Here is a 13,403-nt window from a genome sequence, read left to right as displayed (position 1 = left end):
ACAATAGGAAGTCATCATGCGTACCCTCAAAGGTCCTAGCCTGCACCTGGCCCAGTTCAGTGCCGAACAAGCCCCTTTCAACAGCCTGCCCGAGATCGCCCGCTGGGCTGCCGGCCATGGTTTCAAGGCCTTGCAGGTGCCGGCCTGGGACCGGCGTCTGTTCGACCTGGAACTGGCCGCACACAGCCAGACTTATTGTGATGAGCTGCGCGGCATGCTTGCCGAACACGGCCTTGAGGTCAGCGAGCTGAGCACCCATCTGCTCGGCCAGTTGGTAGCGGTTCACCCGGCCTACGACGCCCTGTGCGACAACTTCGCCCCGCCCGCGCTGCACGGCAAACCCCAGGCGCGCACCGCCTGGGCGCTGGAACAACTGCAGCTGGCAATCAAGGCCTCGCAACGCCTGGGCCTGACCGACATGGGGACTTTCTCAGGCTCACTGGCCTGGCCTTACCTGTTCCCGTTTCCGCAGCGCCCGGCGGGCCTGATCGAGGCGGCTTTCGAAGAGCTGGCGCGGCGCTGGCGGCCCATCCTCGATGCCTGCGAAGACCACGGCATCAACCTCTGCTATGAGATTCACCCCAGCGAAGACCTGCACGACGGCAGCAGCTTCGAGCGCTTCCTCGACCTGGTGGATAACCACCCGCGCTGCAACCTGTTGTTCGACCCCAGCCACTTCGTCCTGCAGCAACTGAATTACCTCGACTACCTGGACATTTACCACGCGCGCATCCGCATGTTTCACGTCAAGGATGCCGAGTTCAACCCAACCGGCCGCCAGGGCATCTACGGCGGTTACTGCGACTGGACCGAGCGCGCCGGGCGCTTCCGATCCCTGGGCGACGGCCAGGTCGATTTCAAGGCGATCTTCTCCAAGCTTGCGCAATACGACTTCCCCGGCTGGGCCACCCTGGAATGGGAATGCTGCCTCAAGGACCAGGAAGACGGCGCCCGCGAAGGCGCGGCGTTCATCCGTGAGCACATCATCCAGGTCACCACTCGCACCTTCGACGACTTCGCCGGCGCGCCGATCGACCCGCAACAGATCCGGACCCTGCTGGGCCTGGCTTGAATCCCCCTCTTTCACTTGGAGTGCAACCGATGTCCATCACCGCCGAAGCCGACTTTGAACACCGCTACCTGATCCTCGAACCCGGCCGCCGCCTGCATTGCGTGCAACTGGGCAGCGGCCAGCCGGTGCTGCTGATCCCCGGCTGGCCGCAGACCTGGTACGCCTGGCGGCATGTCATGCGCGCCCTGGCTCGCCAGGGTTACCAGGCGATTGCCGTCGACCTGCCGGGCACCGGGCTGTCCGACCCGGCCAGCGAAGGCCATGACACCGGCACCATCGCCGCCCTGCTGCACCGCGCCATGGGCCAGCTCGGCCATCAGCGCTACCGGCTGGCCGGGCATGATGTGGGCATGTGGGTCGGCTACGCGCTGGCCAGCGATTACCCCGAGGCGGTCAGCCAGCTGGTGCTCAGCGAAGCGGTAATCCCGGGCCTGGCCGAAGCGCCGCCGATCTTTGTCAGCGCCGAGCAGAACATCTTTATCTGGCACTTTCTCTTCAACCAGTTGCAGGATCTGCCCGAAGCCCTGATCACCGGCCGCGAGGACCGCTACCTGACCTTTATGTACGAGCGTTGGGCGCACCATGTCGACCGCGTGGCCGTCGACACTTACATCAGGGCCTACAGCAAGCCCGGCGGTTTGAGCGGCGGCCTGGCCTACTACCGTTCGATCAGCCAGACCATCGCCCAGAACCGCCAGCGCGCCGGCAAGCGCCTGGGCATGCCAGTGCTGGCCATCGGCGCCGAGCATGCTACCGGCGAGGTGCCGTTGCAGACCCTGCAGGCCCATGCCGACAACCTGCGCGGCAGCGTCATCGCCGACTGTGGGCACTTTGTCATGGAAGAGGCGGACGAAGCGTTCAGCGCCCAACTGCTGGCGTTCTTCGAAGCGAACTAGACTTAAAGGTTGCCCCCGCAACACATTGGCCCGAGGTTGCCGGCCCGCCGGCAGCCCCGTTGACGTTGGACTTCTTGCAGGAGAACACGCAATGGACGAAGCCAGACTCAATGACTTCATGGGCAAGCTGGTCACCGACATGGGTGCCGCGGCCATGCTTGCCAACCTGATCCTCGGCGATGAACTCGGTTTGTACCGGGCCATGGCCGACAGCCAATTCATCTCCCCCGAACAACTGGCCGACAAGACCGGCTGCAATCCCCGCCTGCTGCGCGAATGGCTGAGCGCCCAGGCCGCGTCCGGCTATATGGAGCACAGCGAAGGACGCTTTCGCCTGCCCGAAGAACAGGCCATGGCCCTGGCCATCGAAGACTCGCCGGTGTATGTCGCCGGCGGCGCCTCGGTGATCGCCGCGCTGTTCCACGACAAGGACAAACTGGTCGCCGCCATGCGCGGCGATGGCGCCCTGGCCTGGGGTGATCACCATCCGTGCATGTTCAGCGGCACCGAACGTTTCTTCCGCCCCGGCTACCGCGCCCACCTGGTGGCCGAATGGCTGCCGAGCCTGAGCGGGGTGGTCGACAAGCTGCAGGCCGGGGCCAAGGTCGCCGATATCGGCTGCGGCCACGGCGCCTCGACGGTGATCATGGCCCAGGCCTTCCCGGCCTCGCGCTTCAGCGGCTTTGACTACCACGGCCCGTCAATCGCTATCGCCAGCCAACGCGCCGCCGAAGGCGGTGTGGCCGAGCGCACGCAGTTCGTCCAGGCCAGCGCCAAGAACTTCCCCGGCACCGATTACGACCTGATCTGCTATTTCGACTGCCTGCACGACATGGGCGACCCGGTCGGCGCCGCCCGGCATGCCTATGAGTCGCTCAAAGCCGATGGCACGGTGCTGCTGGTCGAGCCCTATGCCAACGACACCCTGGATGAAAACAGCACCCCGGTCGGGCGCTTGTTCTATGCCGCTTCGACCTTTATCTGCACGCCGAACTCGTTGTCGCAGGAAGTTGGCCTGGGGCTCGGCGCCCAGGCGGGCGAGGCGCGGCTGCGCGCGGTGTTCGAGGAAGCCGGGTTCAAGCACTTTCGCCGGGCGACCGAGACGCCGTTCAATTTGATCCTTGAAGCGCGCAAGTAAGCGCTGATACCTGGTCGGGCCAGCCTCCACCCAACCTGGGGGGCTGGCCTCATCGCCGCCAAGGTCGCGCTGGATTACCTGCGCTTGAAACACAACGACAGCAGCAACCTGCGCGACATCGCCGCGCCCATTGCCCTCAAAGAACCCCGCATAGGCCGCTGAGCATGCCAGCGGGCAGGTCTGGCGCCATGCATGGCGAGTTTCGTATACCATATCCATAAATAACTTCGGACGACGCCACCGTGACCGTACCCCGCCTCAACGCCCCGGACCTGGGCAACACGCCCTCGACTTCGGAAATCATCACCCGTCACCTGCGCGATGCGATCATTGCCGGGCACTTCGCCGAAGACGAACCAATCCGCCAGGACGATATCGCCCGCCAGTTCAACGTCAGCAAGATCCCGGTGCGTGAAGCGCTCAAGCGCCTGGAAGCCGAAGGCCTGGTGATGTTCCAGCGCAATCGCGGGGCGATGGTTACGCGCATGTCCGAACCAGAGCTGGCGCAGATGTTCGAAGTGCGCATGCTGCTTGAAGACAAGGCCCTGCGCCTGGCCATCCCGAACATGACCGAGGAAACCTTCGCCCGCGCCGAGCGCATCTGCCAGGAGTTCGTCGGCGAGAACGACGTCGGCCGCTGGGCCGAACTCAACTGGGAACTGCACGCCTGCCTGTATGAACCGGCGCAGCGGCCGTTCCTGGTCAACATGATCCGCTCGGTGAACGACAAGCTGGAGCGCTACCTGCGCATGCAGATGAGCCTCTCGGCAGGCAAGGAGCGCGCCGACCACGAACACCGCGACATCCTCGACGCCTGCCGGGCCAAGGATGTCGAGCTGGCAGTGAGGCTGCTCGACGAACACATCGCCGGCGTCTGCAAGACCCTGTTCGAGCACCTGCCGCCGAGCAAGTGACAGAAACCTGTGGGTTGCGCCACTGTGCCGATTTCGTCATCGGCACGACATAAACGCATCAAGCCTGCGCGCCGCATGACACGCCACTCTGTCCTTCACTTCCCTGAACGGACGCGGCCTCCATGAAACGCATTACCGTGATCGATTCCCACACCGGCGGCGAACCGACCCGCCTGGTCATCGACGGCTTCCCCGAGCTGGGCACCGCCAGCATGGCCCAGCGCCGCCAGCGCCTTGCCGAGGCGCACGATCAATGGCGCACTGCCTGCATGCTGGAGCCGCGCGGCAGCGATGTGCTGGTCGGCGCGCTGCTGTGCGAGCCGGTGGACCCCAGCGCCTGCGCCGGGGTGATCTTCTTCAACAACACCGGTTACCTGGGCATGTGCGGCCACGGCACCATCGGCCTGGTGGTGTCGCTGGCGCACCTGGGCAGGATCGGCCCGGGCGTGCACCGCATCGAAACCCCGGTCGGCACCGTGCAGGCGACCCTGCACGAGGACCGCTCGGTCAGCGTGCGCAACGTGCCGGCCTACCGCTACCGCAAGGACCTGGCGCTGGAGGTGCCCGGCATCGGCAAGGTAGTGGGCGATGTGGCCTGGGGCGGCAACTGGTTCTTTTTGATCGCCGACCACGGCCAGGAGGTCGCCGGTGACAACATCGAGGCGCTGACGGCCTATACCTACGCCGTGCAGCAGGCCCTGGAAGAGCAAGGCATTCGCGGTGAAGACGGCGGCCTGATTGACCATATCGAGCTGTTCGCCGACGACCCCGACGCCGACAGCCGCAACTTCGTGCTGTGCCCCGGCAAAGCCTACGACCGCTCGCCCTGCGGCACCGGCACCAGCGCCAAGCTCGCCTGCCTGGCTGCCGACGGCAAACTGCAACCCGGGCAGACCTGGCGCCAGGCCAGCGTGATCGGCAGCACCTTCGAGGGCTCGTTCGAGGCCGACGGCCAACGCATCATCCCGACCATTCGCGGCCGCGCGCACATTAGCGCCGAAGCCACGCTGATCATCGAGGAGGACGACCCGTTCGCCTGGGGCATTCGCCCGTGAGCCGTGGTGCCGTGGCCGATGTCATCGTCATCGGCGCCGGAATCATCGGCGCCGCCTGCGCGCAGGCGCTGGCCGCGCGCGGGCTGCAAGTACTGGTACTCGATGCCGGGCTGCACGGCGCCACGGCCGCCGGCATGGGCCATTTGCTGGTGCTCGACGACAATCCCGCAGAGCTTGCGCTCAGCCAGTATTCGCTACAACGCTGGCGCGAACTGGCCCCGCAACTCCCCGAGACCTGCGCCTATCGCAGCAACGGCACCCTGTGGCTGGCGGCCAACACCGAAGAAATGGCCGTGGCCGAACACAAATTCAACCTCCTGCAAGCACAGGGGGTGGCCTGCGAATTGGTCGCCGGGCACGCCCTGCGCCAGCGCGAACCGGCGCTGCGCGAGGGGCTCGAAGGCGGTCTGCTGATCAACGGCGACGGCATTCTCTATGCCCCGGCCACTGCCGGCTGGATGCTGCAAACAGCAGGGATCGAACAGCGTCGGGCGCGGGTCAGCGCAGTAGAGGGCAACCGTGTGCGCCTCGACAGCGGCCAGTGGCTGAGCGCCGAGGCCGTGGTGTTGGCTAACGGCATCCAGGCCACGCAGCTGTGCCCGGAGCTGCCGATCGAGCCGAAGAAAGGCCACCTGCTGATCACCGATCGCTACCCCGGCACCGTCACCCATACCCTGGTGGAGCTGGGCTACGTGACCAGCGCCCACAACGCCAGCGGGCCGTCGACTGCCTGCAATATCCAGCCACGGCCCACCGGCCAGCTGTTCATCGGCGCCTCGCGCCAGTTCGGCACCACTGACCCGGCCGTGGAAGGCTGGATGCTGGCGCGCATGCTCAAGCGCGCAACCGAGTACATGCCGGACCTGGCAAATCTGAACGGCATCCGCGCCTGGACCGGCTTTCGCGCCGCCAGCCCCGACGGCCTGCCGCTGGTGGGCCGCCATCCGCAGCAGGATGGCCTGTGGCTGGCGGTCGGTCATGAAGGGCTGGGCGTGACCACGGCGCCGGCGACCGCCGACCTCTTGAGCGCGCAGCTGTTTGACCAAACGCCGCCGCTGGCGGCCAGCCCTTACCTGCCAGATCGCTTTCTTGGAGCCCTCGCCCATGCCTGACCTGACCCTCGATGGCCGCCCGCTACGCGTGGCCGACGGCACCAGCGTCGCTGCTGCTCTGGCCCTGGGCGGCGATGGCTGCTCGCGCACTTCGGTCAGCGGCCAGCGCCGCGCCCCGCTGTGCGGCATGGGCGTTTGCCAGGAGTGCCGGGTGACGATCGACGGTCGCCGGCGCCTGGCCTGCCAGACCCTGTGCCGTGACGGCATGCAGGTGGAGACCCGCGCATGAACGAACACACCAACTTGCTGATCATTGGCGCCGGCCCCGCCGGGCTGGCTGCGGCCCTGGCCGCCGCGCCGCGGGCCGCGCGCATCGTGCTGCTCGACGACAACCCGCTGCCGGGCGGGCAGATCTGGCGCGACGGGCCACAGGCCAAGCTGCCCAAGCAGGCGCGCCGGCTGCGCGAGCAGGTGCTGGCCTGCGCCAATGTGCACTGGCACAGCGGCACGCGGGTGATCGCCAACGCCGGCCCCAACAGCCTGCTGGTGGAGAACGCCGAGCGCGGCTGGCAAATCCACTACGAGCGCTTGGTCCTCTGTACCGGCGCCCGTGAACTGCTGCTGCCCTTCCCTGGCTGGACGCTGCCTGGGGTGACCGGTGCCGGTGGCTTGCAGGCGCTGATCAAGGGCGGGATGCCGGTACGCGACGAGCGTATCGTCATCGCCGGCAGCGGCCCCTTGCTGCTGGCCAGCGCCGCCACCGCCAAGGCCAATGGCGCGCGGGTACTGCGCATCGCCGAGCAGGCCTCGCTTGCGGCCGTCAGCGGCTTTGCCGCACAGTTGCCGCGCTGGCCGCACAAGCTGCTGCAATCGTTTAGCCTGTTCGACCGCCAGTACCGCAGCGCCAGCCATGTGCTGGCCGCGCTGGGCACCGACCGGCTCGAAGGCGTGCGCCTGCAGCAGCACGGCCAGGTGGTTGAAATTGCCTGCGATCGGCTGGCTTGCGGCTTCGGCCTGATCCCCAACATCCAGTTGGGCCAGGCCCTGGGCTGCGCCGTGGAGCAACAGGCGCTTGCCGTCGATGCCTGGCAGGCGACTTCACAACCCGGCGTTTACGCGGCAGGCGAATGCACAGGTTTCGGTGGCAGCGAGCGCGCTCTGGTTGAAGGCGCTATTGCCGGTCTTAGCGCCACCGGCAATCGCCAGGCGGCGCAGCGGCTGTGGCGCCGCCGGGCGCGCTGGCACGCCTTTGCCCGCGCATTGAACACGGCCTTCGCCCTCGACCCCGCACTGAAGTCGCTGGCAACCGCCGACACCCTGGTGTGCCGCTGCGAAGACGTGCCCTATGCCGCCCTCGCCGGGCACAGCGACTGGCGCCAGGCCAAGCTGGCCAGCCGTTGCGGCATGGGCGCCTGCCAGGGCCGGGTGTGCGGTGCGGCCACCGCCCACCTGTTCGGCTGGCAGCCCTCGGCACCGCGCCCGCCATTCAGCCCGGCGCGCATCGACACCCTGCTGCACCTTGAGAGCGACACTTGAGGTAAACACCGGGGGCGCTCTATGATCCCGACGGTCGCCCCCGGAACGTCAGCGCCATGCACGCCACGCTCAACCACTTCGCGCCCTGCGACCTGCCGACCCTGCTCAGCAGCCTGCAGCCGATTGCGCCGCTGCTCGACACCCTCAACGACGTGGTGTTCTTCATCAAGGATTGCGAGGCGCGCTACGCCTTCGTCAACCAGACCCTGGCCCGGCGCTGCGGGCGCAAGCACCGCGAAGACTTGCTTGGGCTTACCGCCGAGCATGTGTTCCCCACCCGCTTCGGCCCGCTCTACACCGAGCAGGACCGCCGCGTGCTCAGCAGTGGCCGGGAACTGGCCGACCAGCTCGAACTGCACCTTTACTTCGGCAACCAGCCGATCTGGTGCCTGACCCACAAACGGCCACTCAAGGACGCCGAGGGCACTATCGTCGGCCTCGCCGGCATTTCCCGCGACCTGCAACTGCCCCAGTCCAACCACCCGGCGTTCCACAAGCTCGCTGCCGTCGATGCACATATCCGCGCCCACTTCACCCGCCCCATCAGCCTTGCAGAGCTGACCGCCATCGCCGGGCTGTCGGTGGCGCAGCTGGAGCGCCACTGCAAGCGCATCTTCCAGCTCACGCCGCGACAGATGATTCACAAGGCGCGCCTAGAAGAAGCCTCGCGCCTGCTGCAGGAGCTCGACCTGCCGATCACCGAGATCGCCCTGCGCTGCGGTTACACCGATCACAGCGCCTTCAGCCGACAGTTTCGCGCCCTCACCGGGCTTTCACCGAGCCAGTACCGCGACAGCCAGCGCTAAGTGTTCCTTTATCGGGCGCTGCGCACAGGCAGTGCTCCGATATGTAACACCTGCCCCGCTCCCCTGCTGCAGCACCCCAACTGCCCTTGTTTGCTTCGAGCGCCCTAGCCCACGGGCCGAAAGATTATTCCTACATCGGCGACAAAACAGGCACGGCCATTGCACTAGAAAATATCGTATACGAAATTACCAATACGATATTTAACAGCACGCTCCCAACCCGAGGCCTCTATGAAAAACCGCACATTTGCCGTAGCCCTCAGCGCTGTTCTCAGTACCACCTTTATCGCCAACGCCCAGGCTGACAAGCTCGATGACATCATCGGCTCCGGCAAGCTGCGCTGCGCCGTGACCCTGGACTTCCCACCGATGGGTTTTCGCGATGAGGCCAACAAGCCCGCCGGCTTCGACGTCGACTACTGCAGCGACCTGGCCAAGGTGCTCGGGGTTGAGCCGGAAGTGGTCGAAACGCCCTTTCCCGACCGCATTCCGGCGCTGGTTTCGGGCCGTGCCGACGTGATCGTCGCGTCCACCTCCGACACCCTCGAACGGGCCAAGACCGTCGGCCTGACCGTGCCCTACTTTGCCTTCCAGATGGTCGTGCTGACCCGCGACAACACCGGCATCAACAGCTTCGACGACCTCAAGGGCAAGGCGCTGGGCAACACCAGCGGCACCTATGAAGCCATTGCCCTGGAAAAAGACGTGAAGAGCTGGGGCAGCGGCACCTTCCGGGCCTACCAGTCGCAGAACGATACCCTGCTGGCGGTCGCCCAGGGACACATCGACGCCACCGTGGTCACCAACACCGTCGCCGCCGCCACCCTCAAATCCGGCAAGTACAAGAACCTCAAGGTCGCCGGCAATGCCCCTTACGTGATCGATTACGTGTCGCTGGGCGCCAAGCGCAACGAGTATGGCCTGCTGCGCTACCTCGACCTGTTCGTCAACCAGCAGGTGCGCACCGGGCGCTACAAGGAGCTGTTCACCAAGTGGGTCGGCACCGAAATCGCCCCGACCGACCTGACCGTGCCACAGGTCTACTACTGAGGTGGGCAGCATGACCAGCACACCGATCCCCCAGGCCGGGCGCAGCCTGGTCGCGGGCGCGGCCCAGGGCCCCTGGCTGTTCGCCGATACCGGGCTGAGCTTCTGGGGCGGGGTCGACGCCGCCAGCGGCGAAGTCATCGACCGTCATCATCCACTGAGTGGCCAGTGCATCGCCGGGCGTGTGCTGGCGATCCCCAGCGGGCGCGGCTCGTGCACCGGCAGCAGCGTGATGATGGAACTGATCAGCAACGGCCACGCACCGGCGGCACTGGTGCTGGCCGAGGCCGACGAGATCCTGACCCTCGGCGTGCTGGTTGCGCAGACCCTGTTCCAGCGCTCCCTGCCGGTGCTGTGCATCGGCAAGCAGGCCTTCGCCAGTTTGCCCGGTGCAGGCTGGGCAAGGGTCGAAGGCGATTGCCTGAGCCTGTATCCCCAGGCCCCGGCCGATCACTGGCAGGCCGCGCCGTATGACCACAGCGCCGAGTCTTTCAGCACCCGCCTGAAGCTGCAAGCCGAGGACCAGGCGCTGCTCGACGGCACGCACGGCAAGGCGGCGCAAATGGCGATGCAGATCGTTTTGCGCATGGCCGAGCTGCAAGGCGCCGAGCAGTTGCTGGACGTCACCCAGGCGCACATCGACGGCTGCATCTACACCGGCCCCGCCAGCCTCGGCTTTGCCGAACAGCTGGTGCGCTGGGGCGCAAAGGTGCGGGTGCCGACCACCCTCAATGCCATCTCGGTCGATCAGCGCCGCTGGCGCGAGCTGGGCATCGACCCGGCGCTGGGCGAGCCGGCCAGCGCCCTGGGCGATGCTTACATGGCCATGGGTGCGCAGATGAGCTTCACCTGCGCGCCGTACCTGCTCGACAGCGCGCCGAGTCAGGGCGAACAGATCGTCTGGGCCGAATCCAACGCCGTGGTCTACGCCAACAGCGTGCTCGGCGCGCGCACCCTCAAGTACCCCGACTACCTGGATATCTGCATCGCCCTGACCGGCCGCGCGCCGCGCATCGGCTGTCACCTGGACAGCCAGCGCAAGGCGCAGTTGTTGGTGCAGGTGCCGGCGCTGGCGGCACTGGATGACAGCTTCTACCCGCTGCTCGGCTACCATATCGGCGCCCTGGCAGGCTCGCGAATTCCGCTGATTTACGGGCTGGAACAGGCGCAGCCGAGCCTGGACGACCTCAAGGCGTTCGGCGCCGCCTTTGCCACCACCTCGGCGGCGCCGCTGTTTCATATCGCCGGGGTCACCCCCGAAGCGCTGGAGCCGGCGCAGGTCCTCGAACCGGGCGCCAGCCTGCCCAGTGAGCGCATCCAACTGGCAGACCTGCTGCACAGCTGGCGCGCGCTCAACAGTGCCCGCGAGTCGCAGGTGGATGTGGTGTCGCTGGGCAACCCGCATTTTTCCTTCAGCGAGTTCGCCGCACTTGCACAGCTGTGCCAGGGCCGGCACAAACACCCGGAGGTGGTCGTGGCCATCACCTGCGGTCGCACAGTGCTCGAACAGGCCCGCGCCGCCGGGTACATCGCCGAGCTTGAGCGCTTCGGCGTGACCCTGGTGACCGACACCTGCTGGTGCATGCTGGGTGAGCCGGTGATCCCGCCAACGGCGCGTACGCTGATGACCAACTCGGGCAAATATGCCCACTACGGGCCGGGCCTGGCCGGCCGCCCGGTGCATTTCGCCAGCCTCGCCGAGTGCGTCGCGTCGGCCTGCAGCGGCCAGGCCAGCGGTCGCTTGCCGGCCTGGTTGCAAGCGGCCCAGAGCCAGGAGGGCCGCGCGCATGTTTGACTTTGACTACACCTTCCAGTGGCGCTCGGCGTTGCGCGCGCTGCCCGACATGCTCGCCGGCGCCTGGGTGACCTTCGAGACCGCCGCCCTGTCGATGATCTTCGGGGTGCTGATCGCCCTGGCCCTGACCGTCATGCGCGAAGGCAAGCAACCGCTGCTGCGCGGTTTTGCCAACGGCTGGGTGTCAATTGCGCGCAACACGCCGTCGCTGTTCCAGATCTACATCCTGTACTTCGGCCTCGGCTCGCTGGGCCTGCACGTCAGCTCGTGGATCGCCCTGCTGGCGGGCATCACCTTCAACAACGCGGGGTACCTGGCGGAGAACTTTCGCGGCGGCCTCAAGGCCGTGCCGACCACGCAAGTGCGTGCGGCGCGTTCGCTGGGCATGAGCGCCTTCCAGACCTACCGGATGATCGTCATCCCGCAGCTGCTGCGGGTGGTGTTCTACCCGCTGACCAACCAGATGGTCTGGGCGGTGCTGATGACCTCGCTGGGGGTGATCGTCGGCCTGAACAACGACCTCACCGGCGTGACCCAGGACTACAACGTCAAGACCTTCCGCACCTTCGAATACTTCGCCCTGGCGGCGGCGCTGTACTACCTGATTGCCAAGGCGATCGTCGCGCTGGCCCGGCTGATGGCCTGGCGGCTGTTCCGTTACTGAGGAGCTCGGCATGTTTTCCACCGGTTTTACCTGGAACGACTTTGTGTTCCTGCTCGACGGCGCGCGCATCACCTTGCAGCTGACCTTCTGGGCGATTTTGCTGGGGACCTTTGCCGGCTTGCTGTTCGGCCTGGCCCGGGCTCTGTGGCCACGGCTGAGCCTGCCACTGGCGTGGGTGCTGGATGTGTTTCGCAGCGTGCCGCTGCTGATCCAGTTCGTGCTGTTCAACTCGTTCAAGAGCATCGTCGGCCTCGACATCAGCGCCTTCAGCGTCGGCTGCATCGTGCTCGGCGTCTACACCGCCGCGTACTTCACCGAGATCGTCCGCGGCGGCGTGCTGGCGGTGTCGCTGAGCGTGCGTCGGGCCAGCCGCTCACTGGGCATGAGCTACCTGCAGGACCTGCGCTGGATCGTCTTGCCAATGGCCACCCGGGTGGCGTTTCCCGGCTGGCTGAACCTGGTCCTGGGGGTGATGAAAGACACGGCGCTGGTGATGTGGATCGGCATCGTCGAATTGCTGCGCGCTTCGCAGACCATCGTTACGCGGATTCAGGAACCCCTGCTGGTGCTGTGCATCGCAGGCCTCATCTACTACGTCATGAGCCTGGTGGTTGCCCGCCTGGGCGCCCGTCTGGAAAGAAGGTGGCAGGAAAATGATTGAGATCGAGAACGTACACAAATCCTTCGGCGACCTGGAAGTGGTCAAGGGCGTAAGCCTGACCGTGAACAAGGGCGAAGTGGTATCGATCATCGGCGGCTCGGGCTCGGGCAAGTCGACCTTGCTGATGTGCATCAACGGCCTGGAGCCGATCCAGAAAGGCAACATCCGCGTCGACGGCGTCGAGGTCCACCACCGCGCCACCGACCTCAACCGCCTGCGCCAGAAGATCGGCATCGTCTTCCAGCAGTGGAACGCCTTCCCGCACCTGACCGTGCTGGAAAACGTCATGCTCGCGCCGCGCAAAGTGCTTGGCAAAGACAAGCACGACGCCGAGGCGCTGGCCGTCAAGCAGCTGACCCACGTCGGCCTGGGCAACAAGCTCAAGACCTTCCCCGGCAAGCTCTCGGGCGGCCAGCAGCAACGCATGGCGATTGCCCGGGCGCTGGCGATGTCGCCGGACTACATGCTGTTCGACGAGGCCACCTCGGCACTCGACCCGCAACTGGTCGGCGAGGTGCTCGACACCATGCGCATGCTCGCCGAGGACGGCATGACCATGGTGCTGGTGACCCACGAGATCCGTTTTGCCCGCGATGTGTCGGACCGCGTGGCGTTCTTCCGTAACGGCCTGGTGCACGAGATCGGCTCGCCCGACCAGGTGATCGGCAATCCGTTACAGCCGGAGACGGCGGCGTTTCTCAAGTCGGTGAAATAACAGCATCGCTGGCAAGCCAGCTCCCACAGGGATCTGTGTGGGAGCTGGCTTG

General features: G+C 66.3%; 14 protein-coding genes and 1 pseudogene. All 15 read left to right on the top strand.

Annotated elements, in window-relative coordinates; translation table 11 throughout:
* The first annotated feature begins 16 nt into the window (after window positions 1-16).
* The 15 genes and pseudogenes from ACIOVF_RS13830 (at window position 17) to ACIOVF_RS13760 (ending at window position 13,351) form a co-directional block, all read left to right on the top strand.
* Complete coding sequence (locus ACIOVF_RS13830; protein WP_401290073.1) at window positions 17-1,072, top strand: sugar phosphate isomerase/epimerase family protein; 1,056 nt, start codon at window positions 17-19, stop codon at window positions 1,070-1,072.
* 29 nt (window positions 1,073-1,101) lie between these two features.
* A complete protein-coding gene (locus ACIOVF_RS13825; protein ID WP_401290070.1) occupies window positions 1,102-1,968 on the top strand; it encodes an alpha/beta fold hydrolase in 867 nt (288 codons plus the stop codon).
* Window positions 1,969-2,059: 91 nt separating this feature from the next.
* A complete protein-coding gene (locus ACIOVF_RS13820) occupies window positions 2,060-3,106 on the top strand; it encodes a class I SAM-dependent methyltransferase (RefSeq protein WP_045196765.1) in 1,047 nt (348 codons plus the stop codon).
* A 54-nt stretch (window positions 3,107-3,160) separates the two neighbouring features.
* Window positions 3,161-3,268, top strand: a pseudogene (locus ACIOVF_RS13815) (GntR family transcriptional regulator); the annotation flags it as partial.
* 80 nt (window positions 3,269-3,348) lie between these two features.
* Window positions 3,349-4,020 (top strand): GntR family transcriptional regulator, encoded by a 672-nt coding sequence (locus tag ACIOVF_RS13810; RefSeq protein WP_045196763.1) that lies wholly within the window; start codon window positions 3,349-3,351, stop codon window positions 4,018-4,020.
* 122 nt (window positions 4,021-4,142) lie between these two features.
* Window positions 4,143-5,075 (top strand): 4-hydroxyproline epimerase, encoded by a 933-nt coding sequence (locus tag ACIOVF_RS13805; RefSeq protein WP_401290066.1) that lies wholly within the window; start codon window positions 4,143-4,145, stop codon window positions 5,073-5,075.
* Window positions 5,072-6,187 (top strand): FAD-binding oxidoreductase, encoded by a 1,116-nt coding sequence (locus ACIOVF_RS13800; protein WP_045196760.1) that lies wholly within the window; start codon window positions 5,072-5,074, stop codon window positions 6,185-6,187. The genes ACIOVF_RS13805 and ACIOVF_RS13800 overlap by 4 nt, the downstream gene beginning before the upstream one ends.
* Window positions 6,180-6,416 carry a (2Fe-2S)-binding protein gene (locus tag ACIOVF_RS13795; protein ID WP_045196758.1) on the top strand — a complete coding sequence of 79 codons (237 nt, stop codon included), beginning with the start codon at window positions 6,180-6,182 and terminating at the stop codon, window positions 6,414-6,416. Before ACIOVF_RS13800 ends, ACIOVF_RS13795 begins: the two co-directional genes overlap by 8 nt.
* The gene (locus ACIOVF_RS13790) at window positions 6,413-7,663 is read left to right on the top strand and encodes an FAD/NAD(P)-binding oxidoreductase (RefSeq protein ID WP_093383882.1); all 1,251 of its coding nucleotides are present in this window, start codon (window positions 6,413-6,415) and stop codon (window positions 7,661-7,663) included. Before ACIOVF_RS13795 ends, ACIOVF_RS13790 begins: the two co-directional genes overlap by 4 nt.
* 56 nt (window positions 7,664-7,719) lie before the next feature.
* Complete coding sequence (locus tag ACIOVF_RS13785; RefSeq protein ID WP_401290061.1) at window positions 7,720-8,469, top strand: helix-turn-helix domain-containing protein; 750 nt, start codon at window positions 7,720-7,722, stop codon at window positions 8,467-8,469.
* A gap of 231 nt (window positions 8,470-8,700) precedes the next feature.
* On the top strand, window positions 8,701-9,519 hold the full coding sequence (locus tag ACIOVF_RS13780; protein WP_401290058.1) for a transporter substrate-binding domain-containing protein: 819 nt from the start codon (window positions 8,701-8,703) through the stop codon (window positions 9,517-9,519).
* A 10-nt stretch (window positions 9,520-9,529) separates the two neighbouring features.
* Complete coding sequence (locus tag ACIOVF_RS13775) at window positions 9,530-11,311, top strand: aconitase X (RefSeq protein ID WP_401290056.1); 1,782 nt, start codon at window positions 9,530-9,532, stop codon at window positions 11,309-11,311.
* A complete protein-coding gene (locus tag ACIOVF_RS13770) occupies window positions 11,304-11,975 on the top strand; it encodes an amino acid ABC transporter permease (protein WP_045196750.1) in 672 nt (223 codons plus the stop codon). The genes ACIOVF_RS13775 and ACIOVF_RS13770 overlap by 8 nt, the downstream gene beginning before the upstream one ends.
* Window positions 11,976-11,985: 10 nt before the next feature.
* Window positions 11,986-12,636 carry an amino acid ABC transporter permease gene (locus ACIOVF_RS13765; protein WP_045196748.1) on the top strand — a complete coding sequence of 217 codons (651 nt, stop codon included), beginning with the start codon at window positions 11,986-11,988 and terminating at the stop codon, window positions 12,634-12,636.
* Window positions 12,629-13,351, top strand: a complete 723-nt coding sequence (locus ACIOVF_RS13760; protein ID WP_401290053.1) for an amino acid ABC transporter ATP-binding protein — start codon at window positions 12,629-12,631, stop codon at window positions 13,349-13,351. Before ACIOVF_RS13765 ends, ACIOVF_RS13760 begins: the two co-directional genes overlap by 8 nt.
* Window positions 13,352-13,403: the final 52 nt, after the last annotated feature.

This window comes from Pseudomonas sp. NPDC087612, assembly GCF_044743505.1.
Classification (GTDB): Bacteria; Pseudomonadota; Gammaproteobacteria; order Pseudomonadales; family Pseudomonadaceae; genus Aquipseudomonas.
The sequence above is the reverse complement of the archived record's forward strand: the minus strand, read 5'-3'. Positions and strand labels throughout refer to the sequence as shown.